The sequence below is a fragment of the Rhodococcus sp. 05-2254-6 genome (assembly GCF_002258565.1).
Taxonomy (GTDB): domain Bacteria; phylum Actinomycetota; class Actinomycetes; order Mycobacteriales; family Mycobacteriaceae; genus Rhodococcoides.
In genome coordinates this window covers 83,085-107,803 of the sequence record NZ_NOZF01000054.1, presented here as the reverse complement: position 1 = coordinate 107,803, position 24,719 = coordinate 83,085, and the positions used below count along the sequence as shown (strand labels likewise).

At 65.3% G+C, this 24,719-nt stretch carries 22 protein-coding genes; 14 read left to right on the top strand and 8 right to left on the bottom strand.

Translation table 11 applies throughout. From position 1 onward, the window contains the following. Together CH256_RS07065 and CH256_RS07060 are read right to left on the bottom strand one after the other, a co-directional pair. Window positions 1-652: ThuA domain-containing protein (locus CH256_RS07065; protein WP_094669183.1), on the bottom strand; the 652-nt coding region annotated here is incomplete at its 3' end. A gap of 74 nt (window positions 653-726) precedes the next feature. Beyond that, the gene (locus tag CH256_RS07060; RefSeq protein ID WP_255183089.1) at window positions 727-1,446 is read right to left on the bottom strand and encodes a TetR/AcrR family transcriptional regulator; all 720 of its coding nucleotides are present in this window, start codon (window positions 1,444-1,446) and stop codon (window positions 727-729) included. Between the two features lie 49 nt (window positions 1,447-1,495). On the opposite strand from CH256_RS07060, the gene CH256_RS07055 reads away from it, so the two are divergent. From CH256_RS07055 to CH256_RS07035, 5 genes are all read left to right on the top strand, one after another. Continuing rightward, window positions 1,496-2,137, top strand: coding sequence for a TetR/AcrR family transcriptional regulator (locus CH256_RS07055; protein WP_255183090.1), 642 nt, complete (start codon window positions 1,496-1,498; stop codon window positions 2,135-2,137). Window positions 2,138-2,208: 71 nt separating this feature from the next. Continuing rightward, the gene (locus CH256_RS07050) at window positions 2,209-2,907 is read left to right on the top strand and encodes a histidine phosphatase family protein (RefSeq protein WP_094639084.1); all 699 of its coding nucleotides are present in this window, start codon (window positions 2,209-2,211) and stop codon (window positions 2,905-2,907) included. 39 nt (window positions 2,908-2,946) lie between these two features. Beyond that, window positions 2,947-3,708 carry an SDR family NAD(P)-dependent oxidoreductase gene (locus CH256_RS07045; protein WP_068051590.1) on the top strand — a complete coding sequence of 254 codons (762 nt, stop codon included), beginning with the start codon at window positions 2,947-2,949 and terminating at the stop codon, window positions 3,706-3,708. Between the two features lie 7 nt (window positions 3,709-3,715). Continuing rightward, entirely contained in the window at window positions 3,716-5,116 is a 1,401-nt protein-coding gene (gene lpdA / locus CH256_RS07040; protein ID WP_094639085.1) for a dihydrolipoyl dehydrogenase, read from the top strand. Between the two features lie 16 nt (window positions 5,117-5,132). After that, complete coding sequence (locus tag CH256_RS07035; protein ID WP_094639086.1) at window positions 5,133-5,930, top strand: ThuA domain-containing protein; 798 nt, start codon at window positions 5,133-5,135, stop codon at window positions 5,928-5,930. Here the strand turns inward: CH256_RS07035 and CH256_RS07030 are convergent. Further along, window positions 5,923-6,717: a maleylpyruvate isomerase family mycothiol-dependent enzyme gene (locus CH256_RS07030; protein WP_094669182.1), complete on the bottom strand. Its 795-nt coding sequence runs from the start codon at window positions 6,715-6,717 to the stop codon at window positions 5,923-5,925. The genes CH256_RS07035 and CH256_RS07030 overlap by 8 nt on opposite strands. Before the next feature lie 37 nt (window positions 6,718-6,754). After that, window positions 6,755-7,531, bottom strand: a complete 777-nt coding sequence (locus tag CH256_RS07025; RefSeq protein ID WP_094639087.1) for an SDR family NAD(P)-dependent oxidoreductase — start codon at window positions 7,529-7,531, stop codon at window positions 6,755-6,757. A gap of 159 nt (window positions 7,532-7,690) precedes the next feature. Here CH256_RS07025 and CH256_RS07020 point away from each other — a divergent pair, with 159 nt between their 5' ends. Continuing rightward, entirely contained in the window at window positions 7,691-9,415 is a 1,725-nt protein-coding gene (locus CH256_RS07020) for a PEP-utilizing enzyme (protein WP_094639088.1), read from the top strand. Then, a complete protein-coding gene (locus CH256_RS07015) occupies window positions 9,412-10,425 on the top strand; it encodes an NADP-dependent oxidoreductase (RefSeq protein ID WP_255183091.1) in 1,014 nt (337 codons plus the stop codon). The genes CH256_RS07020 and CH256_RS07015 overlap by 4 nt, the downstream gene beginning before the upstream one ends. Before the next feature lie 38 nt (window positions 10,426-10,463). On the opposite strand, the gene CH256_RS07010 is transcribed toward CH256_RS07015, so the two are convergent. Beyond that, complete coding sequence (locus tag CH256_RS07010) at window positions 10,464-12,011, bottom strand: AMP-binding protein (RefSeq protein WP_068051573.1); 1,548 nt, start codon at window positions 12,009-12,011, stop codon at window positions 10,464-10,466. A 130-nt stretch (window positions 12,012-12,141) separates the two neighbouring features. On the opposite strand from CH256_RS07010, the gene CH256_RS07005 reads away from it, so the two are divergent. Genes CH256_RS07005 through CH256_RS06980 form a run of 6 tightly spaced genes read left to right on the top strand, consistent with a single transcriptional unit; the run spans window position 12,142 to window position 18,479 of the window. Further along, window positions 12,142-13,170 carry a thiamine pyrophosphate-dependent dehydrogenase E1 component subunit alpha gene (locus tag CH256_RS07005; RefSeq protein WP_303396120.1) on the top strand — a complete coding sequence of 343 codons (1,029 nt, stop codon included), beginning with the start codon at window positions 12,142-12,144 and terminating at the stop codon, window positions 13,168-13,170. 19 nt (window positions 13,171-13,189) lie between these two features. Further along, window positions 13,190-14,224 (top strand): alpha-ketoacid dehydrogenase subunit beta, encoded by a 1,035-nt coding sequence (locus CH256_RS07000; protein WP_094639091.1) that lies wholly within the window; start codon window positions 13,190-13,192, stop codon window positions 14,222-14,224. Window positions 14,225-14,226: 2 nt separating this feature from the next. Beyond that, window positions 14,227-15,663, top strand: coding sequence for a 2-oxo acid dehydrogenase subunit E2 (locus tag CH256_RS06995; protein ID WP_094639092.1), 1,437 nt, complete (start codon window positions 14,227-14,229; stop codon window positions 15,661-15,663). Between the two features lie 14 nt (window positions 15,664-15,677). After that, the gene (locus CH256_RS06990) at window positions 15,678-16,064 is read left to right on the top strand and encodes a Zn-ribbon domain-containing OB-fold protein (protein ID WP_094639093.1); all 387 of its coding nucleotides are present in this window, start codon (window positions 15,678-15,680) and stop codon (window positions 16,062-16,064) included. Beyond that, the gene (locus CH256_RS06985) at window positions 16,061-17,215 is read left to right on the top strand and encodes a thiolase family protein (protein WP_094639094.1); all 1,155 of its coding nucleotides are present in this window, start codon (window positions 16,061-16,063) and stop codon (window positions 17,213-17,215) included. The genes CH256_RS06990 and CH256_RS06985 overlap by 4 nt, the downstream gene beginning before the upstream one ends. Before the next feature lie 13 nt (window positions 17,216-17,228). Then, on the top strand, window positions 17,229-18,479 hold the full coding sequence (locus CH256_RS06980; RefSeq protein WP_094669181.1) for an acyl-CoA dehydrogenase family protein: 1,251 nt from the start codon (window positions 17,229-17,231) through the stop codon (window positions 18,477-18,479). A 17-nt stretch (window positions 18,480-18,496) separates the two neighbouring features. Here the strand turns inward: CH256_RS06980 and CH256_RS06975 are convergent, their stop codons facing one another. The 3 genes from CH256_RS06975 to CH256_RS06965 are packed head-to-tail and all read right to left on the bottom strand — an operon-like array spanning window position 18,497 to window position 22,732. After that, on the bottom strand, window positions 18,497-19,567 hold the full coding sequence (locus CH256_RS06975; RefSeq protein ID WP_094669180.1) for an acyl-CoA dehydrogenase family protein: 1,071 nt from the start codon (window positions 19,565-19,567) through the stop codon (window positions 18,497-18,499). Window positions 19,568-19,577: 10 nt separating this feature from the next. Continuing rightward, window positions 19,578-22,121, bottom strand: coding sequence for a putative PEP-binding protein (locus CH256_RS06970; protein WP_094669179.1), 2,544 nt, complete (start codon window positions 22,119-22,121; stop codon window positions 19,578-19,580). Then, window positions 22,118-22,732: a hypothetical protein gene (locus tag CH256_RS06965; protein WP_068051561.1), complete on the bottom strand. Its 615-nt coding sequence runs from the start codon at window positions 22,730-22,732 to the stop codon at window positions 22,118-22,120. Before CH256_RS06965 ends, CH256_RS06970 begins: the two co-directional genes overlap by 4 nt. A 246-nt stretch (window positions 22,733-22,978) precedes the next feature. Here CH256_RS06965 and CH256_RS06960 point away from each other — a divergent pair, with 246 nt between their 5' ends. Next, window positions 22,979-24,718 carry an aldehyde dehydrogenase family protein gene (locus CH256_RS06960; protein ID WP_094669178.1) on the top strand — a complete coding sequence of 580 codons (1,740 nt, stop codon included), beginning with the start codon at window positions 22,979-22,981 and terminating at the stop codon, window positions 24,716-24,718. Window position 24,719: the final 1 nt, after the last annotated feature.

Here is a 24,719-nt window from a genome sequence, read left to right as displayed (position 1 = left end):
GTTCGTCGCTGGTCGGGTGGACGAAGACGAACGGTCGTAGCCGACTCGCATACCTGCAACCGGGCGCGTGGTGCCACCCCGTGCGATCGTCTCGCCTGCCCGCCATCGCAGAGGCAGTGGAGAAGTGAACGGCGTCGGTCATCTCGGCATCGGTTCGCAGCAGCGGAGTCACGTCGTCCTCGAAGACTTCGCACAGGTAGGTCTCGTCGATCAGGTCGAACGACTCGGGAATCCCTGCGGCGATCGGGTGGTCGTGGTCGACGACCGAGATGCGCTGCGGAACCGCGTGTCGATAGCCCGAATCGGGGCGCTCGACACCACGCACCACGCCCGGTCGATACAGGTAGCGGCCGCCGACGAATTCCGACCACTCGTCCCAGGCTGCCCATGATGCGATGGCATGGTGAAGAACGACATACCCATGTCCGGACTCCGGAGCCGCCCTCACCTTCTCGCGTAGGGAATCGGGGGGCGCGGACGGCTGGGGCAACGTGCCCGGCATGTCGTAGTGCAGCGAGACGTCGAATGCTGTGGTTCCGGGATCCGTGTCGGGGTGCTCGAACCAAGTGACCTCGCCCGGCATGGACTCCAGAAATTCGGCGAACGCGTCACGATCGAAGGAGTGTCCACCGGAAAAAGCCGCGATACGCATGAGGGACGTCCGTTCAGAGTTTCGACTGTTGTTCCAGTCAAGTTACTCGACAGTGGTGGCTGCCCGTCGGAGCTTCAGCGACCCTCGATCATTTTCGCGCACACATCGGTGGTGGCCGACCGGAGACGCGACACCGCGATGTTGGACAAGGGCCCGCCCTCGATCCGCAGGGGCTGGATGGCGATGGTCGTTGCGATCATCGTGCGTGCTCGCAGCGATCGCGCCGCGTGCTGCGCCGCGGCCGATCGCTTGTTCGCCGGTATCTCGGCGTCGGGGAAGTAGTCGAAGGCGCGGCGGACGTGCCTGTCCTCGTATTCCTTCGTCAGTAGACGCGTGCCCGGCGTGGCACCACCGGCCACCTGCAGGAACAGCATCCGAGCCGCATTGGGATGTTCTGCGGTCCAGTCCCACACGGCGTCGACGACATCCTTGAACGCAGCAGCATCGGCCTCGGTGTCGTCCGGTCGAACCGCCTGGGCTGCGGCGGTACTGGCGTCCATCGCGTATCCGAGTGCTGTATCGAACAGCTCTTCCTTGCTGGCGAAGTGGTAGTAGACCGCAGTCGGGACCATGCCTGCTGCTTCGGCGATCTCCTGAATCGACGTCTCCGCGAATCCTTTGCGAGAGAAGACACGCACCGCTGCCTGGACGATGAGGTGGCGGCGAGAGGGTCGGTGGGCAGACCCTTTGAGGGATTCGTTGTCCGGCTCGGACGCGACGGGAGAATCGACGGCAGTCTCGAGCTGGGAACTCTCGTCGACTTTCGACGTCGAGCTGCTGGTTCGTCTCGGCACAGCGTCCTCCTCGGCACCCGGGTCACTGCATGGTGCCATGATCTACGTCATGGCAGCAAAGGCAATGAAGCCGAAATCGACGGTGACGGCCCCGGCGGACAAGGGTGCCAAGCGCGCGGCGCACCGGCCGTCGCGGCGCGAAGTAGTGGTCGACGCCGCCATGCATCTGTATTCGGTCAGGTCCATCGAGGACGTCACCGTGGCCGATATCGCCGCTGAGGCCCAGATGACGTCGGCGGCCGTCTACTACCACTACCCGTCCAAGGACGAGGTTCTGCTCGCCGGGTTGCGTTTGTTCGCAGATGGTCTCCTCGACGAACTTCGCGCAGAGATCGCGGCCGATCCGGACGCTGCTCTGGGTGACATCATTTCGTCGTTGCTCGAGTGGACGGATCAGCACCGCGCTGCCGCATTGGTGTACTTCACCCGATCGCCCGGCTGGAGTCTGTCCATCGAAACCCTGCGAAGAGAAGTGCGTTCGGTGATGTTGGCGCTGTTCTCGGCCGAACTGCGCACTCGAAGCGGCATAGCGTCCAAAGCGAAGCAGGGTGCCGCAGCTGTTGCGTTGACGACCCTGCTCGAAGTGGCGGCCTCGTCGTGGCTCACCGAGGACGCGGTTCTGGCCGACCTCGGCCGACGTCGGTTCTCCGAGGAGGTTCGCGAGCTCGCGGCCGACATCTCCAGCGTCTGACGGGGGATCTCGCGGTACCGATTTCGCGAAGTATCTTTAGAGCGACGACAGTTTGTGGTTGACTTGCTTCCATGCCGCGGGCCAGGTCCATCGATCTCGACAATCCCTTTGCCCCGTTGACCGGGCTCTGTGAACTGATCCTGGTTCGGCATGGTGAGCAGATACTCAGCAAAGAACTGAGCGCGAAAGAGACCGTCGACCCACCCCTGTCCGAACTCGGTGAGCGCCAAGCGGAGGCGGTTGCGAACCGACTCGCGCGCACACGGGTGGATGCGGTCTACAGTTCCCCGTTGCGTCGCGCACTGCGTACCGGCACTCGCATCGCGGGTGAGCACGGGTTGGAGCCCGTCGTCCGCGAGGAACTCTCCGAATACGAACCGTGGCAGAAGTTTCCGGCCGACCAGTCTCCCTTCGAGGTGCTCCCGCACGAAGAGGTCGCGGCGATGTTCCGTGATCACATTCGTACGCGTCGCTACGGTGCGTTCACCTACGCCGAGGACGGCGCAGAGTTTCGGGCGCGTGTACTCCGGCAGATCTCGTCGATCGTCGACGCGCATCTGGGCCAGCGAGTGGTGATCAGCTGCCACGGCGGTGTCATCAACGCCGTGCTCGCCGACGCATTGGGCAGTGCATTCGACATGCCGGTTCGAGTCCACCACACCTCGCTGAGCGTGGTGCGCGGTGCCGATACGCGTCGCGCGGTGCAATCGGTGAACGATTTCACTCATGTGCTCGACTTCCAGACGCACGTCGGAGCCATGAATCTTTAAGTCCTGCAGTTGAATCAAATTACAGTCAAGGAGTCTCACATGGATCTCGACCTTCGTGGAAAACGTGCAATCATCAGTGGCGCGAGCCGCGGCATCGGCCTGTCGATCGCCCGCACACTCCTGGCGGAGGGAGCCTCCGTCGGAGTGTGCGCCCGCGGCGAGGAGCACCTGAACGAGGTTGCCGGAGAACTGTCCGCTTTGGGCACGGTCTTCCACAAAGCGGTCGACGTGGGCGACGCCGCCGCGGTTGCATCGTTCGTCGAGGATGCAGCCGGTGCCCTCGGCGGAATCGACATCGTCGTGGTCAACGCTTCTGCCGCAACAGGCAAGGGTGCTCAGGCATGGCAGAACAGCTTCGACGTCGACCTGATGAGCCTGGTGAACTTCATCGAAGCGGCCAAGCCACACCTCGAGAAGTCCGACGCCGCGTCGGTGGTCACGATCAGCACGACGTCCGCGCTCGAGGCCGGACCGATCAGCACGGCCAACAGCTACGGTGCACTCAAGGCCGCTGTCCTGCAACATTCGTCGGCTCAGGCCCGCGCACTGGGACCTGCCGGCATTCGAGTGAACGCGGTGTCACCTGGCCCCGTCTTCTTCGAGGGCGGTGCCTGGGACACGATCAAGACGAGTCGTCCGGCACTGTACGAGGCCGCTCTCGACGCGGCTTCGCTCGGTAAACTGGCTGCGGCGCAGGACGTTGCGAACGCCGTGACCTTCCTCTCCTCGCCGGCCGCCGGGCACATCACCGGTATCAACATGGTGGTCGACGGCGGATTCACCAACCGCTTCGATTTCTGAGCGCGGCATGGCACAGAAGCTGACGGGCAGCGCCGACGTCGTGATTCTCGGCGGTGGTTCGGGCGGGTACGCCTGCGCGTTGCGGGCCGCGCAGCTCGGCCTGTCGGTCGTCATGATCGAGGCAGGCAGCCTCGGCGGCACGTGCCTGCACACCGGGTGCATCCCCACCAAGGCGCTGCTGCACGCGGCCGAGATCGCCGATTCGGTCCGGGAGGCATCGACTTTCGGGATCGAGGCAACCCTCGGCGGCGTCGACATGACTGCTGTGAACAAGTACAAGGACGAGGTGGTTGCCGGCCTGTACCGAGGACTGCAGGGGTTGGTGGCGTCCCGTGAGATCGAGCTCGTCGCCGGTCGCGGCCGCGTCGTGGACGATCGCACCGTGGAGGTGGAACTCGCCGACGGCGGAATCGGCACGTACCGAGGTGAAGCCCTGGTGCTGGCCACCGGCTCGCAACCGAAGTCGTTGCCGGGCCTGAACATCGGCGGTTCGGTGATGACCAGCGATCGTGCGCTGGAACTGGATCACGTTCCGGACAGTGTCGTGGTGCTGGGCGGTGGCGTGATCGGATGCGAGTTCGCCAGCGTCTGGACTTCGCTCGGTGCGCACGTCACCATCGTCGAGGCCGCGGCAACGCTGCTTCCTACGGAGGATCCGTGGACGACCAAGCAGATCGAACGAGCCTTCCGTAAACGAGGTATCACTCTACGTACGAAGACTGCGTTCAGCGGAGTCACCGAACGACCGGGCGGCGGCGTGCACGTCGATCTCGACGACGGATCGCAGCTCGAAGCGGACCTGATGCTCGTGGCTGTCGGGCGCGGGTCGCGTACTGCCGACATGGGGTTCGAGGAGTCGGGAGTCGAGCTCGACCGGGGGTTCGTCGTTACCGACGAATGGCTGCAGACGACGGTTCCCGGGGTCTTCGCGGTCGGCGATATCGTGGCCGGTCCGCAACTGGCACACCGCGGTTTCTCTCAGGGCATGCTGGTGGCCGAGCAGTTGGCAGGTTTGGACTGCACACCCGTCGAGGACACCGGAATTCCGCGGGTCACCTACTCGAACCCGGAGGTTGCGTCGGTGGGATTGACCGAGAGCGAAGCCGCGAAGCAGTTCGGCGAGGTCACAACGGTGGTCTACGACCTCGCCGGTAACGGCAAGAGTCGGATTCTGCGCACGTCCGGTGGGGTCAAGCTCGTCCAGGCGGGACCGGAGGGCCGCGTGGTGGGAATTCACTTGGTGGGCGAGCGTGTCGGTGAACTGATCGGGGAGGCGCAGCTCATCTACAACTGGCAAGCGACCGCAGGGGACGTCGCCCAGCACGTACACGCTCATCCGACCCAGGCAGAAGCTCTGGGGGAGGCGCACCTCGCGTTGGCGGGGAAAGCGCTGCACGCGCACAGCTGACGAACAAGGAGAAGCGATGCCTGGACCGGCAGGCCGGCTCGATGCCGTTCTCGTGTGCGGAGGGCAGTGGCACGACTTCGATTACGCACGCCTGCAACTGTTGTCGTCCCTGGCCGAGTACGAGCACGTCCGTACCAGAGTGTTCGAGGACTACGACTGCATCGAGGCGCTGGCTACGGCCGATCTCCTTGTCACTTACACCTGCAATCGAGTTCCCGACGACGCGCAGCAAGATGCTCTGGCCCAGTTCGTCTCTCGTGGTGGCCGCTGGCTCGCCTTGCACGGCACGAACTCGGCGATCGACAGGACTGCGCCCGGTTCGTCGAGAAAGTACGTGACGCCACGAACTCTGGGCACGATTGCGCCCGTGCTGGGAAGCCAGTTTCTCGGACATCCTCCGATTGCGCCGTACACGGTCGAGATAACCGATCCGGCGCACCCGCTCGTGGCCGGAATCGATTCGTTCGAGGTGACCGACGAGCTCTACGTCAGCGAGCTGCATCCGCCGATCCAGATCCTGGCGCACACTCGATTCGTCGGTGAGTCAACGGGTTTCGAGGAAGGGCACACCGCCGACGACGAACCGCGTCCGGTGCTCTACCTCAAGGATCATGGCCGGGGGACCGTGTGTTACTTCACGCTCGGCCATTGCCGAGGACGATTCGATGTGCAGGATCTCGGCATCGACGATCTGGGCCGGGTGGACCGGGGGAGCTGGACGGTACCTCAGTTCCTCACCGTGTTCGAGCGCTGCCTGTCGTGGGCTGTCACCGGAAACGGTGCGACGGCCCACGACCGACCGGTGCTCAGATGATGTCGACGGTGTCGAGGACCTTCTCGGCGTAGGCTGCGTCGCCCTCGATCGAAACATGCGCTCGCCAGGGACTTCGGGTGGTGCCCCACAGCACGAAATCTGTTGCCGACGAGCGAACCACGGTGTCGGCGCCCGTGATACCTGATTCGACCGTCAGAAGTTCGGAACCGGGCCGGAGGGTCCATTCGCCGCCGCCTGCACCGGTGAGGTGCACGCCGAGCGGCTGGTCGAGGACGCTGCTGACCGGGGTACACATCTGCGGTAGGCCGGTCCACATCCAGTCGACGGCGGTGCGGACCAGGTCGTCTTCCGGATCGGGAGTATCGCGTGTCACCGGACCGTCGGGTCCGAGCAGGTCGACGTAGAGGTGGCACCACATGTCGAACGCGAAGGCATCCGAAAGCTGATGGGTGCGATAGGTTCCCAGATCTGTCAGTGTCATCGGCGTCGATGCGAGCTCGCTGCTCTGCATCGCTTCGAGTACTCCGAGTGCTCCGGCCGCGTTGGACAGGAATTCGTCGGCAACCTGCGCGCTCGACCAGTCTCGTCGGGCATCGACCAGTAGGTTCTGCGCCTGTTCCGCGGTAGTCGGCACGGGAGCCGACGGGTCGTGAGGCGGCGGGTCCACCATGACCCTGAAATTGGATCCCGTATGCGCGACCAGGTCTTTGACGGACCACCCGGCGCAGCGATTGGGAGCCGACCACTCCTCCGCGGTGAGCCCTCTGATCACCACCGAATAGCGTTCGGCGAGTTCGCGACTGGCAGACAATCCGGCTGTGCTCATGCATGACTCCGTCGTTGTTGCACCGCTGGGGTGATCATCAGTAGGACGCAGTTCCGCCGTCGACGCTGAGGATGGCTCCGGTGATTCCGGCACCGGCGTCCGAGGCGAGCAGCATGGCCATCGCCGATACTTCTTCGATCGTGTTGGGCCGCTTGATGGCCGACTCCTCGGCGAACAGTGCGACCATCTCGTCGAACGACATTCCCATCGCCGCGGCGGTGCCGGGACCGTTGTTCTTGATGATGTCGGTGATGACGAGTCCGGGACAGATCGAGTTGACGGTGATGCCCTGGGTGCCGACCTCGCGGGCGATCGACTTGGTCATGCCGTTGATGGCGTGCTTGGCCGCGACGTATGCCGTGAACACGGGCTTGCCGTGCTTGCCTTCGACGGACGAGATGTTGATGATCCGGCCGTACTGGTTGGGCAGCATGTGCTTGAGTGCTCGACGGGTGGCCCAGAAATTGGAATTCAGGTTCCAGTTCATCACCAGTGTCCACTCCTCGTCGCTGAGATCGACGGTGGGCTGCAGGTCTTTTGCGCCACCGGCGTTGTTCACCAGAACGTCGATTCGACCGAAGGTGGCGACCGTCTGCTCGATGAAGTTCTCTACGTCCGCCTGAACGGTGACGTCTCCCGCGAAGAATGCAGCGCGATCTCCGACACCGAACTCGGCGAGGGCCTTGTCACCCTTCTCGGCCGACCGGCCGTTGAGTGAGACCTTCGCGCCCTCGGTCAAAGCGGCCTCCGCGATGCCGCGACCGATGCCTTGGGTGCCGCCGGTGACGGCAACAACTTTGTCTTGCAGTTTCATCGAAGTTCTCCTCGGAAATGTCGGACAAGATCTCGAACAAGTAACTTGTCATCGTCTACAGTCTTGCATGTAGAGTGGCGGAAGTCACAGCAATGTGCAGGACGAATCAAAAAACTATCCATCGAGACGTCGACGGTGACGTCAGAGACGAGAAGCGACATGTCCGAACAGCGTTGGTTGGTCGATACCGAGCCCAGCACCCGTCTCCCCGTGTACACCCGCTTGAACGCGAGTGACGTGCTGTCGGACCCGATCACGCCGCTCGGGGCGGATCTGGGTTGGATTCAGAACATCCTGCCGGGATGGAACTTCGGCTATGCCAGCTTCGGTAGCTACTCGTTGGCCGAGTCGCCCGATCCGACGGCGTCGGCAGCCATCTTCTACGGACATCTCTATGTGAACATGTCGATGTCGCGTCTGACCGGCATTCGGGGCGGACTTCCCGTCGAGTTGGTCGATCAGCTCTGGTACGGCGGAGACCCCGATATCCCTCCCTACGTGGCGCACCCGGACGACGAGAACTCGGACGCGAGCCGCCGACTGGAAGCCCGAAATGCCTGGGCTCTCTCGACCGAGAATTTCCCCGAATTGGAGGAGGATCGAACGCTTGCCGATCGCCTCCGGAGCGAACGGCCGGATCTGTCGGTGCTGACCCCGGCTGCCCTCGTCGCGCGAGCACGCTCGGTGATGCCCCTGGAGAGAGTGGCCTGGCGCGGCGAGGTCGTCGCCACCAACTGCTCCGCGGTGGGCCCCGCCGTACTCGGTCAGTTGCTCGGTGCCGAGCATCAGGACCTCATCGTGACCCTCGTGGGTTCCGCCGGCGATGTCGATTCGGCGCTGCCATCGTATGCACTGTGGGATCTGGGCCGACTGGTGCGGGCGAACGACACGCTGATGGCCGCCTTCGACGAGGGTGTCCACGGTGTCGGTGCGCGCGTGCACGGGATCGACTCCGAATTCGACACACGGTTCCAGCAGTTCCTGCTCGACTTCGGTTACCGCGGACCCAACGAATGGGATCTGGGATCGGTGTCGTGGGAGACCCGCCCCGAACTTGTACTCGGTCTGATCGACCGACTTCGGCTGCAGGACGATACGGCCTCACCGCATGCGCGGCTGGCCGACCATGCGTCGGCCACTGACAAGGCGCTGAAGGAAGCCGCGGACATCGTCGGCGACAATGCCGAGGGGCAAGCAACTCTCACCGCTGCACTTGCGTCGGCTCGTCGTTTCGCCGCGTGGCGAGAGCGGGCGAAGACCAACTGCATCAAGGTCTTGCACGAAGCGCGGGTTCCGCTCGTCGAGCTCGGACACCGACTGTTCTCGGAGGGTCTTCTCGAATCGGCCGACCACGTGTTCATGGCTGTCGACGCCGAACTCGACGTACTGGCGAGTGCGCCAGAGTCGATCGCACCGACACTTGCACAACGCCACAGCGACTGGAAGGAACTGTTCGGGCTCGAGCTGCCCACGTTCCTCGACGGACGCGAGGCGTTTCCGCCGTTGTCCTCCCTAGGCCGCAAAGGCCAGTCGGCCGTCGAGCCCGTACGGGTGGGCGATGTGCTGCAGGGTTCGGGCGCGTCACCGGGAGTCACCCAGGGCCGCACCAGGGTGATCACCTCGATGGCGGCACTCGACGAGTTCGAGGTCGGTGAAATTCTCGTTGCGCCACAGACGGATCCGTCGTGGACTCCGTTGTTCATGGTCTCGGGTGGCGCAATCACCGACGTCGGGGCGATGGGTTCCCACGCGATGATCGTCAGCCGCGAACTCGGCATCGCCTGCGCCGCAGGAGTTCCAGCGGCAACTCGCCGCATTCCCAACGGAGCGCTCGTGGAGATCGACGGGTCCAAGGGCACGGTCACCATTCTGGAGCTGCCGTGAGTGCCGGTGTAGTGACCGCGACGCGGGCAGTCTTTCTCGCCGAACGACCCTCGGGCGAACCAGAAGTTCGGCACTTCGACGTTCGCGAGTTGCCACTACGCGAACGCACTGCGGATCAGCTTCTCGTCCGCAACATCTTCATGAGCGTCGACCCGTCGACTCGGGGCCGCCTGGGGACGTCGAACATGCAGTACACCACCAATATCGAGGTGGGTTCTCCGCTCGACGGCTCGGCGCTGGGGGTGGTGCTCGAGGGCACCGACGACGTGCCCGCGGGTTCCTACGTTCGGCATCGACTCGGCTGGCGTGAACACGCGGTGCTCGACACCGCAGCGGCCACGGTGATCGACCCACGCGGTATCGACCTGCACCACTGGCTCGGAATACTCGGCCAAACCGGATTCACGGCGTACTGCGGACTGCAGCGCGCGGGTGAGATCCGAACGGGAGACACGGTGTTCGTCTCCGCAGCGGCAGGCGCAGTGGGCAGCGCTGCGGGTCAGTTCGCGAGACTGCTCGGTGCGACGCGGGTCATCGGTAGTGCCGGGGGACCGGACAAGGCGGCATTGCTGCGTGATCGGTTCGGGTTCGATGTGGGAATCGACTATCGCGCCCGCCCTGTCGGTGCCGCGCTGCGTGCCGCGGCACCGGACGGCATCGACCTCTACTTCGACAACGTCGGCGGCGACCACCTCGTGGCTGCACTGTCTGCGCTTCGTCAGCAAGGCCGCGTCGCCCTGTGCGGAATGATCTCGAACGGTGGTCCGGACAGTCCACCTCTGGACCGTCTGATCGAGGTGATCCTGAAACGGATCACCATGAGAGGCTTCATCGTCCGTGATCACGAGGATCTCAGGAGCGAGTTCGAGGATTGCGTCGCCGGCTGGCTCGCTGCCGGCGAGATCGTGGCCGAGTCCACGATCCACGAGGGCCTCGACAACGCGGCAAGCGCATTCGTGTCCATGCTCGGCGGCGGAAACGTCGGCAAGATGCTGGTCCGGGTGTCCTGACCCGCGTCGTCCCGACGGACCCGACATCTACCCGACGTCTATCCGGCGATGGTCCGGTCGGTGTCCCAATACGGCGCTCGCAGTGCCTTCTTGTCGAGCTTGCCCATGACGTTGCGCGTCAGCTCGTCGACGATCACGTAGCGCTTGGGGCATTTGTACGATGCCATCGACGCCTTGGCGAACCTTTCGAGTTCGGTGATATCGAGTGGTGTATTCGGTTCCGGGACAATCAGAGCCAGCAGGGCTTCACCGAAGTCGGCATCCGGTACTCCGATGACTGCGACCTCCGCCACGGCAGGGTGTGCGGCCAGAACTCGTTCGCTTTCGGCGGGGTAGAGGTTCACGCCTCCCGACACCACCATGTCGGCGACTCTGTCGGTGATGAAGACGAACCCGTTCTCGTCCACGTAGCCGACATCGCCCAGCGTTGCCACACCCGGCAAAATGTAAGCGGCTGCGGTCTTCTCGGGATCAGCGTGATACACCACACTGCGTTCCGGCGGCGTTCGGAAGCCCAGCACCCCGACCTGCCCGCGGTCGAGTTCGGTTCCGTCGGCGTCGACCACGACAGCCTCGAAGGGCGGTACTGCCCGCCCGACCGATCCCGGGTGCGTGAGCCAGTCCGGCGAGGCGATCTTGCACACCGTCCCGATTTCGCTGCCGCCGTAGGACTCCACCAGAACCGGACCGAACCAGTCGATCATCGATCGCTTGACGTCCGGCGGGCACGCCGAGCCGGTATGCGCGACGTACTCGAGACTGGAAACGTCGTACATCGAGCGAATGTGGGTATCGAGTCCGAGCAGCCGCTGGAAGTGCGTCGGAACCATCAACGTGGACGTGACGCGGTGGCGGTCGATCGAATCCAGCGTTCTCTCGGCGTCGAAACGTCCCAGCACCACCACGGGGTTGCCGGAGAGCAGATGCCGAACGGCGGTCAACGGCCCGTTGTGCTGAAGTGGTCCCACGACCAGGTGAACCCCGTCCGGGTAACCCGACCGCGCGGCCACCGCGTCGGCGAATTCTGCAGCGCTCTGGCCCGTGGCCGGTAACCAACGCACCTGGGTGCCTCGGGCACGGCCGGTGGTGCCGGATGTGTAGACCAGAGGCGGACGTGCGGGGCGCTGGGTCGGAGGTGTGGATGCAGACGCAGCTCGTTGCGGCGCGACGGCCACCGACCAGGCCACCGTGTCGACGCCACCGTCGCAGCCGTGCGCAATCACTTCGCGTAGGCCCGCGGTGGCCGCTGCGGCGCGGGCCGAGGCAAGGCCGGCCGGACCGGTCACCACCGCGACGGTTCCGGAGTCGAGGAACTGCTCCGACATCTCGTTCGGTGTCAGCTGACGGGAGATCGCGACGGTACCGACCCCCCGCGCGATGGCCGCCACGTGCGTGAGCAGGGTCGGAGCGCAGTTCTCGCCGATGACGGCGATGCGATCGTCCGAATCGGGGGCGATCTCGAGAAGGAGCTCGCCGAGCGCCTCGAGGGCGCTGAGCAGGTCGGACCACGTCATCGAGGTGGTGTCGTCCGTCAATGCCCGGCCTGATGGCTCGACTCGTGCTCGATCTCTGATTCGGTCGAGCATGGGATCGATCCTCCAAAGGTGTGACGCGGCGGGCTGAAGTAACTTTATAGTGATTCTACTTACATTGCGCTAGTGTGGGGCCCATACTGGTGAAGACGTAAACAAAGTCTGCAGAGAAGAGGTGTACGTGGTGACTTCGACCGCGACCGACCCGACCCGCGAGGCCGTAGAGCCCGTGGGGTCGAACGATCCGACGCCGAGCAGGGAGGTTCTGCTCGATCTGCACCGCAGGATGGTGCGCATCAGGCAGTTCGAGACCGAGGCCGGCCGGTTGATGGAGGGCGGTCGGATGCCGGGCTTTCTGCATCTCTACGTCGGCCAGGAGGCGGTCGCAGCCGGCACGATGTCCAATCTCAGGGACACCGACCAGATCACCTCGACCCACCGCGGACACGGTCATGCCGTCGCCAAGGGTGCCGAATTCAAGCCGATGTTCGCCGAGTTGTTCGGCCGCGTCGACGGTTACTGCAAGGGCCGCGGCGGCTCCATGCACATCAACGACCTGTCGATCGGCATGCTCGGTGCCAATGGCATTGTCGGAGGCGGTATTCCGATCGCCGTAGGTGCTGCGTTCGCGGCCAAGTACCGCGAGGAGGATTCGGTGGCGGTCCCCTTCTTCGGCGACGGAGCGAGCAACATCGGGGCGTTCCACGAGGCGGCCAACATCGCCGGGATACTCGGGTTGCCGGTGGTCTTCGTCTGCGAAAACAACGGATACGCCGAGTTCACGGCACTCCGTGACCACATGAAGCTGGAGAATGTGGCCGATCGCGCTGCGGCCTACGGTTTTCCGAGCGAGATCTGCGATGGAATGGACGCGATCGCCGTGCGGGCCGCAGTCGGTCGCGCGGTCGAGCGAGCGCGAAACGGTGGCGGTCCGACCCTGGTGGAAGCCAAGACGTATCGGTACTACGACCATCAGGGTGTGAAGGGTCTGCGCAAGACGTACCGCACCGCGGAGGAGGTCGAGGCCTGGAAGGAGCGCGATGCCATCAAGTTGCTCGAAGCGCGGGCGGTGACCGAGAGGCTCGTCACCGAAGCCGAATTCGCGACCGTCTGGGCCGAGGTCGACGCCGACATCGCAGAATCCGTGAGTTTCGCCGAGGCCAGTCCGTATCCGGATCTGGCCGACTTCGCCCTCAACGTCTACAGCGACTGAAGATCTGAAAAGGCTGAGAATGTCTACTGCAACGGAATCACCCAACGCAACCGCGACGGCACCGGCCGCTGCGGGCAGAGTCATCACCTACGTCAAGGCCTACAACGAGGCCGTCGCCCAGGTCATGCACGAAGACGAGAACGTCTTCGTCGCCGGCGAGGACGTCGCGGCCTACGGCGGCGTCTTCCACATGTACGACGGGCTGCTCGCCGAGTTCGGATCGCGCCGCATGGTCGACACTCCGATCGCCGAGATGGGTCTGATCGGACTCGGCGTCGGGGCGGCCGCACGTGGTCTACGCCCCATCATCGACATCATGTTCATGGACTTCCTGGCCGTCGCGCTCGATCAGGTGGTCAACCAGGCCGCCAAGATGAAATTCATGTACGGCGGCGAGGTCAAGGTCCCCATGGTCATCGCAGTCGCATACGGAGCCGGAGTCAGTGCGGGCGCACAGCATTCACAGAGCCTCGAGGCCTGGTTGGCTCATACGCCCGGCCTCAAGGTGGTCATGCCGTCGAACGCGTACGACGCCAAGGGACTGATGGTTTCGGCGGTACGTGACGACAACCCCGTCGTGTTCATGCTCAACAAGGTCCTTCTCGGTGCCCGCGCCGAGGTTCCAGAGGACGTCTACGCAATCCCGCTCGGCGAGGCGTCCGTCCCGCGAGAAGGCGAGGACGTGACCATCGTGGCGTTCGGCCGCATGGTCTCCGAAGCGCTGAAAGCCGCGGACATCCTGGCCGAGTCCGGGGTGTCGGTGGAGGTCGTCGATCCTCGCACGGTCCAGCCGCTGGACACTGCCACCATCGTGAGGTCCGCGTCGAAGACCAACCGCATTCTGGTGGTGCACGAGGCAGTGACTTTCGGCGGAATCGGAGCCGAGGTGGCCGCGCAGATCCAGGAGGAGGCGTTCGACTACCTGGACGCGCCCGTCCTGCGCGTCGGCGCGCCCTTCACGCCTGTGCCGTTCAGCACTCCACTCGAGAAGGCCTACGTTCCCGACGCCGACCGCATCGTCGCGGGTGCACGCCGTCTCCTCGAAAGGAACTGATCGTGGCTCAGCAGATCGTGCTGCCGAAGCTGGGTCTGACGATGCAGGAAGGCGTGATCGGCGAGTGGGTGGCCGAATCCGGCCAGCGCATCGGTCTGGGCGACGTTCTTCTGCGCCTGGAAACGGACAAGGTCGATGTCGATGTCGAGGCAGAGGCCGAGGGAATCCTGGCGACGACCGCGCAGGCCGGTGACGTCTTGCCCGTCGGCGCGGTGATCGGGTGGCTTCTCGGCGACGGGGAAACGGCACCGGGCGTCGACGCGGCGGTCGTGACCGCGGACGAACCGGCCGCCGCCGACGGTGCCACCGCCGCCGTCGAGACCGAGGTGCCCACCCTGGGCAGCGACTCACGAATCAAGTCGTCTCCGAATGCCCGTCGGGTCGCTGCGATGTCCCACATCGATCTTGCCCGTGTACGGGGTTCCGGCCCCGGCGGACGAATCGTGTCCGAGGACGTCGAGGAGTTCCTCGCGGCAGTGCCTGTTCACGAGAAGGTAGCGACACCCGAAGCAGCGCAGGCACAGAAGGCGGTCGGTGCGGACCGCGCGGCCGGACAGTTCGTCGGACCGGTACTCCGTCGTCGAGCAGCCGAGCTCGGAGTGGATCTGAGCCGGCTCGTCGGATCCGGTACCGGAGGGCGAATCATCAAGGGCGACATCGAGGCTGCTGCCGGGCACAGTGTGTCGACTCCAGTTGCCGTGGAACCGGTGGGAGCGGACGCGCCTGCGCGCGAGACCGGCCCGAAAGCCGGCGACGTCATTCCGCTGAAGGGCATGCGAGGCGCTATCGCTCGCAACATGCTGGACAGTCTGCACTCCATGGCGCAGCTGACGCACGGCTACGAAGCGGATGTGACCGCACTGGTGCAGATCAGGGCCGAACTGGGAGCCGAGTCCGCGCGCAGCGGGTCGAAGCCGCCGAGCCTCAACGCGTTCGTGGTCAAGGCCGCAGCGCTGGCGCTGAGGAAGCATCCACTGCTGAACGCGGGAATCGCCGACGACGAGGTGACCCTCTTCGAGGCCATCGACATCGGCGTCGCCGTGTCGGTCGAGGGTGGTCTCGTCGTTCCGGTCGTCCGGGGAGCGGATTCGTTGTCGATCGGCGCAATCGGCGCTCGCACCACGGAATTGGCGACAGCTGCCAGGACGGGGAGGCTGGGATCGTCCGATATGGAGGGTGCGACGTTCTCGGTCAGCACGCTCGGGGCGTACGGAGTCGACTTCTTCACGCCGGTCATCAATCCCGGCAACGTGGCGATCCTCGGAGTCGGCAGAGTGAAGGACGGATTCCGTTGGGAGGGGCACACTCCCGTCAAGACTCAGGTGATGACTCTGAGCTTGACGTTCGATCATCGGGCCGTGGACGGAGCTCCCGCGGCGGAATACCTCCGTACGGTGAGCGAGATCCTGGCGCGTCCGCTGAGCCTGTTGGCGGACTAGGCGAGCGGTAGGAGATGGAATCGACTGCGATCGACGACAGGCTGTTCGTCGAACTCGACCCACCACTGTTGGCCGGGAGTTCTTGTGGCGACTGCGATGTGGTCGTCTTTCCGGCAGCCCATCGGTGCCCGGGGTGTACCGGCGAGTACGTCACGCGCATCGCGCTGCCGAACCGAGGAACGATCTGGACGTGGACCACCCAGGCGTTCGCGCCGAAACCGCCGTACCAGCCGCCGTCGTCGGGATTCGAACCGTTCGTCGTCGGATACGTCGATCTCGGTGCGGTTCTGGTCGAGTCGCGAATAGTCGGTGAGGTCGCGATCGGTGACGAGGTCGAGTTGCGTCTGCTCGACGTCGGTGGGGGCCAGGTCACGTTCGCCTTTGCCAGGGTGGTCTCGTGAGTCCGGCCGACATCTTCGTCGTCGGAGCGGGGATGCATGCCTTCGGGCGGCACGACGGTGTCTCCGGCATGGACATGGGTGAACACGCACTTCGTGCCGCACTGAAAGACGCCGGAATCGGGTGGTTCGATGTCGATGCGGCCGTCGGTGGCAGCAACGTCTCCGGCAAGCCCGACTCGCTGGTGTCTCGGCTCGGGCTGACCGGAATCCCGTTCACGACCGTCAAGAACGGCTGCGCCACAGGGGGAGTCGCGCTGTCGACCGCGGCCGACATGCTCACCGCCGGTCGAGCGGGGATCGTCGCAGTCGTCGGTTTCGACAAGCACCCGCGAGGAGCATTCGCATCCGACCCAGCGGCCTACGGTCTCGACCCCTGGTACGCGCAGACCGGTCTGATGGTCACGACGCAGTACTTCGCCATGAAGACTCGTCGGTACCTCCACCGGTACGGACTCGACGAGTACGCCCTCGCCGCGGTATCCGAGCGGGCCTTCGCCAACGGGGCCGCGCATCCGATGGCATGGCGTCGCACTCCGCTGACCTCTGCGCAGGTTCTGGCGTCCCCGATGATCAACGACCCGCTGACCCAGTACATGTTCTGTTCGCCGGGCGAGGGCGGTGTGGCACTGATTCTCGCTCGGGGTGAGCGGGCACACGACATGTGCGAGCGGCCGATTCGGCTGGCATCCGTCGAAGTCCGAACGAGACGACCGGGATCCTTCGAGGTCTTCTCACCCTGGTTGACCACCGATCCGGTGCACAGCCCGAGTATCGACGCGGCCGCGTCTGCATTCGCCGGAGCGGGTGTGGATCCGGCCGACGTCGATGTGGCGCAGTTGCAGGACACCGATTCCGGGTCCGACTTGATCCACATGGCCGAAACCGGGCTCTGCGAGCACGGTGAGCAAGCACAGTTGCTCGGCTCCGGAGCGACCGACTGGGACGGCGACCTTCCGATCAACACCGATGGTGGATGTCTGGCCGGAGGTGAGCCGATCGGCGCATCCGGATTGCGGCAGGTGCACGAGGTGGTGCGTCAACTGCAGGGTCGAGCGGACGGGCGTCAGGTGCCCGGCGGGCCGACCGTCGGATTCACGCATGTCTACGGGGCACCGGGTCTGTCGGCCTGCACCGTGCTGACGAGCCGATAGCGAAAGGCGAACCATGACAGAGGTTGTCGACACCGTTCCCGAGTTGGCCGATTTCCGGTCGGAGGTCCGCTCGTGGTTGAGCTCTATCCTCCCGCCGCGGCCGACCCCGTCACCGGACGACCGGCCGGACCTGGCCGTCTTTCGCAATCTGTCAGATGACGACGAGTCGGCCTTGCTCGACGCCGTCAGAGAATACCGTCGCAGGCGTTTCGATGCAGGCTACGGCGCGGTGACGTTGTCGGTCGAGCACGGTGGACGCCGGCTTCCCGCGTCGTTCGCATCGGCCATCGCTCAGGCCGAGCGCGAGTTCGATGTTCCGCCCTCGACCGAACTCATCAGTGTCACCACGGGTCTCGTCGGCCCCGCGGTTGCGATGTTCGGGTCCGACGAACAACGTGAGACCTACGCGAATCCCTTGCTGCGCACGGATTTGCTGGCCTGTCAGCTCTTCAGCGAGCCCGGTGCCGGCTCGGATCTGGCGGCTCTGGGATGCCGTGGGGTGCGCGACGGTGACGAGTGGATCTTCAACGGGCAGAAGGTGTGGTCGTCGGGCGCACGGTTCGCAGACCTCGGGATGCTCCTGGCCCGCACCGATCCCGACGTGCCCAAGCACAAGGGAATCACCGCGTTCCTGGTTCCACTCGACCTCGAGGGCGTCGAGATCCGCCCGATTCGGCAGATGAGCGGGGGCGCATCCTTCAACGAGGTGTTCCTGCACAACGTTCGAGTTCCCGACAGCATGCGCCTGGGCGACGTCGGCGCGGGGTGGAAAGTTGCCGGTGCCACTCTGGCCTTCGAGCGCACCGCCTCCGGTTCGGTGACCCGCAAGAAGGGCGGCTCGGTCGCAGAGTTGGTGACTCTCGCACAATCCCTCGGCGTGGCCGGCGATCCGCTGGTGCGTCAGGACATCGCCGACGTGTACATCCGATCCGAACTGCGCGCCGCCACCGCCGACAGGGTAGCGAGGGCCGCTGCGGCAGGGATCTCGCCGGGACCGGCCGCGTCGGTCGGAAAACTGATGGCATCGGACGTGCTGAGCAGGATCGGCGAGATTGCCGCAGACCTGTTGGGAGAGAACATCTCCGCCCGGGTGAACGACGACCTCTTCGCGTGGTCCGAGCACGTGTTGGGTAGCCCGGGTTACCGGCTGGCGGGCGGCACCGATCAGATTCAGCGAACCATCATCGGCGAAAGAGTGCTCGGCTTACCGTCCGAGCCACGGGAGAATCGTGATCGGCCGTGGTCGGGGCGCGACAAGCGCTGATCTACCGGGTGGAGGTCTCACCAGGCGAGGGCGAGGGCCAGACGTTCCCGATGGAACGCGGAACCACCGAAGAGTTGAGCGTCTGCGCGTGCACGTCGAAAGTACAGGTGGCAGTGGTGCTCCCAGGTGAAGCCGATTCCGCCGTGCAGCTGCACCGCTTCGGCCGTCACGGTTCGGTACGCGTCCGAGCACCACGCCTGAGCGACCGAGCCGGCCTCGGTGAGATCGTCGGCTTCGACCGCGCGGGTCACCGCCGAGCGGCTGGACTCCACCAGCACCAGAAGATCCGCGAGAGAGTGCTTGACCGCCTGGAAGCTGCCGATCTCGCGGCCGAATTGCCGTCTTTCCTTGGCGTACCGGACGGTGGCATCGAGGCTGGCCTGGGCACCGCCGAGTTGTTCGGCGGCGAGAACGATGCAGGCGATGTCGAGCGCCGCAAAGACTGCGGTGGAGGCGCTTCCGCCGGTAGTGAGACGCCGAGCCGGGGTATCGGTGAGGGTCACGGAGGCCTGAGCACGGGACAGATCCAGTGTCTCGACGCGGGAGATCGACGCGCCGTCGGCAGACGCCTCGAGGACGAAGACATCGGGGCCGTCGGGAGTTGCGGCCACGGTGACGATCCATCGCGAGCCTGCGGCACCCGGGACGGCTGGCGTGTGCCCGCTCACCGTCCATCCGTGGCTGTTCTCCGAGGCGGTGAACGGCAGGTGGTCGGGCGACCACCACCCGCGCCGGTCGAGCCCGGCGAATGCCGCAGGCTGCCCTTCGGCGATGTCGGACACCACGTCCTCGGCGCTGCCTGCGCCGACGAGCACCTGCACCGCGAACAGGGTCGAGAGGAAGGGGACCGGAAGCAGGGCAGCGCCGAGCTCCTCGGCGACGACGGCCAACTCGTCCAATCCACCTATGCCACCGCAGGATTCGGGTAATCCGAGTGTTGCCGTTCCGATCTGCTCCGCCAGTATCGACCAGGCGCGCGTGTCCCATCCTGGGCCGGCCGGATCGAGTCGACGGCACAGGTCGTGTCCGCCGAGTTCGGTGGCAGCAGCGCGGACGGCAGCTCGAAGGGCGTCGAGTTCGGCGCTCATCGTGTGGAATTCACCGGCTTTCGAGGGTGGCGTGCGCCGCGGCGAGCCGGGCAACCGGGACCCGCCGAGGTGAGCACGAGACATAGTGCAGGCCGAGCGAATTGAGGAACGAGATGGACTGCGGATCGCCGCCGTGCTCACCACAGACACCGAGTTTGACGTCGGGACGAGCGGTGCGGGCACGGTCGACGGCCATGGAGACCAGAGCGCCGACACCGTCCCGATCCAGGACGGCGAACGGGCTGTCCGTCAACAGACCGTGTTCGAGATAGTGGGCCAGTACCGTCTTCTCCACGTCGTCGCGGGAGAACCCGTAGGTGAGCTGGGTCAGGTCGTTCGTCCCGAAGGAGAGGAACTGGGCCTCGGCGGCCAATGGTTCGGCCAGCAGGGCTGCGCGGGGAGTCTCGATCATGCTGCCGACGAGATAGGGAACGGTGACGCCGGTGTCGGCGGCAACGGTCGCAGCGGCCCGGTGCACCTGTGCGATGGCCTCGGTCAGTTCGCCCGGCAGCGACACCAGCGGAATCATGACCTCGAGTTGCGGTGTCATTCCTTCGCCGTTCACCACGACCCACGCACGGAACAGAGCTTCGGCCTGGGCGGGATACAACCGGGTCTGCACCATGGCGAATCGAACTCCGCGTAGACCGAGCATCGGGTTCGATTCGTGTGTGGCAGCAGCACGTTCGGCTTGTTCGCGGTCGCGATAGTGGCCGTCGGCCGGGAGGAACTCGTGCAGCGGCGCATCGAGCAAGCGCACGGTGACGGGTCGGTCGCCGACGACACGGAGCAGGTCGGTGAAGTCCGATTGTTGCGCGGCGGTCAGGGCCGCAATGGCCTCGATCTCCTCGGCCTCGCTCTCGGCCAGTACCAGCCGTTGAACGAGCGGGAGTTGATCGCCGAGGAACTGGTGCTCGGTGCGGCACAGTCCGATTCCCTCGGCACCGAGGCGAAAGGCGGTAGCGGCGTCGTCGGCAATGTCCGCGTTGGTGCGGATTCGCAGTTCGCGGATGTCGTCCGCCCAACCGAGCAACACTTCCAGTTCCGCTGACGGCTCGGCCGGCCGAATTGCCACGGTACCGACGTAGACGTCACCGGTACGGCCGTTGACCGAGACGGTGTCGCCCTCGGCGAGGGTCACGCCGCCGGCCGTCACGGTGGCGCGCTCTTTGTCGATGCGGATGGTCGCCGCGCCGCAGACCGCCGGACGACCGGCACCGCGGGCAACGACGGCGGCGTGGGATGCGAGCCCGCCGTTGGACGTGACGACCGCGGTGGCTGCCAACAGAGCGGGCACGTCGGCGGGGCTGGTCTCGGACGCAACGAGGATGACGGCCTTGCCCTGCGCTGCCAGAGCAAGTGCTCGATCGCTCGACAGTGCGATCTCGCCGACGGCCGCACCCGGTGACGCGGGGAGTCCGCGGACGAGCAACTGCTCGCTACCGGTGAGGGTGAGCTGAGCGTGCAGAAGGTCCTGCATCAGGTCGGGCTCGAGCATGCGCACTGCCTCGCTGCGGTCGATCGATCGCGCGTTGGCCAGATCCACGGCGAGATTGGTGACCGCACGTGGGCCTGGATGGTCCAGCGCGCCTGCACTCAGCAGGGCGAGCTGGCGATCGCGGACCTCGAACTCGATCTCGGCGACACCGCGCAGATGCGGCTCGAGAGTCGCGAAGATCTGATCGAGGATCTGTTCACCACCGGGAGTGCTGGACAGTGGTTCGCCAGGACCGGGATTGGGATCGGCCTTGCGGACACCGAGGTGGAACACGCCGTGGGGTGCGTACTTGCCGGTTTCGAGGTCGCGGCTGACGGCGGAACCATGGCCCGAGTCGTCCCAGGGGCCGAGTCGCAGAGCACGGACGTGCAGTGCAAGGCCCAGATCGTCCGGTAGGGACAGAGAGCGGCGGGCCCGCTGCCCGCGGGGAGAGGCCCAGCGAGCCAACATGGCGGTCGCTGCGAGGCCGAGCTGCTCGGCAGGTTCGGTGGGAAACGGACTGCCCGTCGCACGTTCGATCAGTTCGAGAAGGGCGGGTACGCGAGAGTGACTGTCGGGGTGGTCCTCGTCCAGATCGTCGAGATCGTCGGTGTCGACGTCGAGGGCACCTTCGGCGACGAATCGAAGGGTCGCAGCCCACGAGTCGTAGATGTCGCGATCGCGTCCGATCACCTCGACGAGTGCATCGACGTTCAGAGGCGAGAGCCCGACGACCGAGATGGCAGGAGGCAGAGCCGACACCGGAACCGGTGCGCTGCATCGCAGATGCAGCAGCATGGGTCGGCGCTCGGTGCGCACCGACGGCCAGATCCCGCGGACTGCCAACTTCTCCAACAGATCGATCGTGGCGCTCGCGGTGTCGGGTACGCGCAGGCCGGCACCGGACCCGATCGGCACCGTCAGCCCGGGTACGACCGGAAGCCCGAGCGCGACAAGGTTGTCCATCTCGACGCCGTGAACCCCCAGCGCGTCGGCACCGAGACCGCGAGCACGGCCTTGCCCGTACGGCACTGCTGCGCGCGCGGAGGTGAGTACGGAACTGTCGGACAGGGTCATTCGGCGCTACCGCGAACGAGTTCCTCCTCGAGGGCCTCGTCCTCGGCGCGGGTGAGTCCCAGCATCATCAGCACGTGCTGATGGAGCCACATCCACACGGTGTGATAGCCATCGGTCAAGGGCGACGTCATCGACGCGGTGTCGCCGTTGTCGAACCGTTCGAGTGCGACATGTAGGCGGTCGCGGTACTCCAGCAGGACTGCACACTGCTTCCCACCGCGGCGGAGCAGCTTGGCCACGGACGTATGAATGTCCTCGAGCTGGTCGCGGATTCTGGCGTCGTACTGTGCATCGCCGTGGTCGTTTGCCGTGCCGTCCGGACGGCACTGCCATGCGGTGCACAGTTCCCGCAGCCGACGGTTGACCGGTAGGAATGCGCGCAGGAAGTCGGTGACCGCAGAGTGCTCGTCGCTTCCGTCTGTGAGACGAACCTGCGCACCGGCAGCGGCGATTCCGGCCTGCGTCGGCATGACGATCGGGCCCTTGGCCACGGCGTCACCGGCATCGACGACAGCCTGTAGCTCGGGCGTGACCGGCCCTCGAAGCATGCCCTTCACAACGAGGTCGACCAGAGCGGTCGATTCGGATGTGGTGGTCGCAAGGTCGTTCATGGTGCTCCTGGCGCTCTCCGGTCCCCCGTGGGGAACAGCCTTCGGCAAGTGACGTACGTCTACCGTAGGCGGGACTGTGACGGTGCTCATAACCTACTCAAATGGTAGTGGATGTCAAGAAACTTTGTCCAACTCTGTACAGGTTTGACTGCGGCTAGTTACTTGACAGCATGTCGCCTTTTGCAGCTAGGCTGCGTGTGATGGCCGCCACTCGGCCGACCGCCGTACGGGAAGAGGGATCGCGACATGGACGACCGAACCGAGCTCTACATCGGCGGGAAGTGGGTGGCCTCCGCGGGCGGGGGCACCGTAGATGTGCTCGACGCCACGACGGGTGAGCTGCTCGCCCGCGTACCCGCAGGAACGGAAACCGACGTCGACGACGCTGTCGCCGCAGCGCGCTCCGGCTTCGATGTGTGGTCGCAGTCCTCGATCGAGGAGCGCGTCTCGGTGTTGCGGCGGATCGCCGACGGGCTGGTCGAACGCGAGAGCGAGCTCGCCGAGATGATGGCGCGCGAGGTCGGGACGCCGATCGCGCGGTCTCGAACCGTACAGGTGGGGCTGGGAGTCACGATCTTCCGATCGATGGCGGACATTCTCGAGGACACCTCGTTGGAGGAACGTCGCGGGACATCGTTGATCCTGAAGGTCGGCATCGGTGTCGTCGGCGCGATCACGCCGTGGAACTACCCGCTCTACCAGCTCGCCGCCAAGGTCGCGCCTGCCATTGCAGCCGGATGCGCCACGGTGGTCAAGCCCAGCAGTGTGGCCCCGCTGGTCGCGTTCGCCGTCGCCGAGATCGCCGATTCGACCGCGCTGCCCCCGGGCGTGCTCAACATCGTCAGTGGGGCAGGCGGCCGGGTGGGGGAGCGGCTGGCCGGACACCCGGACGTCGACATGGTGAGTCTGACCGGCTCGACGGCAGCCGGTGCCCGCGTCGGACAGGTAGCTGCAGCCGGAATAAAGAAAGTGACTCTGGAGCTGGGAGGCAAGTCGGCTTTCGTCATCGCTCCCGACGCCGACTTCGATGCAGCTCTGACCGCCGCGGTGCGCGGCTGCTACGTCAACAACGGGCAGACCTGCACTGCGACAACGCGGCTGCTGGTACCCGCCGATCGCCTCGAGTACGTCGAGGAGAAGCTGGCGGAGTTGGTCGGCTCGCAGCGGATCGGTGACCCCCTCGACGAATCCGTCGACATCGGACCGATGGCATCGCGTGAGCAGCAGCAATCTGTCCTCGATCACCTCTCCGCAGTTCCCTCGAACGCTCACTTCGTGGTCGGTGGGCCGGGCGACGTGCCAGACCTGGACGATCGACTACGGTCGGGATTCTTCGTCCGCCCGACGGTGGTGAGCCGGGTCGACAACGATTCTGCGATCGCCCGTGAAGAGGTGTTCGGCCCGGTCCTCACGGTGCTCACCTACGACGGGATCGACGACGCGGTCCGCATTGCCAACGACTCCGAGTACGGGTTGTCCGGAGCCGTGTTCGCGGCCGACGACGACGCAGCGATTGCCATCGCCCGTAGGTTGCGCACCGGTCAGGTGGGCATCAACGGTGGGCGCTTCAATGCCCTTGCACCGTTCGGTGGCATGAAGAAGTCGGGTATCGGACAGATCGACGTCGACTACACCAGCTACCGCGCGGGTAACGGTGGGCACTTCCGCGCCGAGGACTGGGTGCAGCGTGGGCGAATGCTGTTCCCGGGGCTCGTTGCGTCGCAACATTTCTTGTCGAACTTCGACATCACGGTCGAGGGTGATCGGGGCACGGTCATCACCTACGTGCGAGCCGAGCACGTACTCCCGAACACCTCCGGCGATGCCGTGTTCACCATCGGCGGGTACTACACCGATTCGGTGGTGCGAGTCGGCGGTGAGTGGAAGATCTGCCGAAAGCAACTGACGGTTCTCTGGAACTCCGGCAACCCGCAGGTGCTGACGCTGGCCCGTGAACGAGCGGCTGCCCTACTCGCCGAGGCCTAGA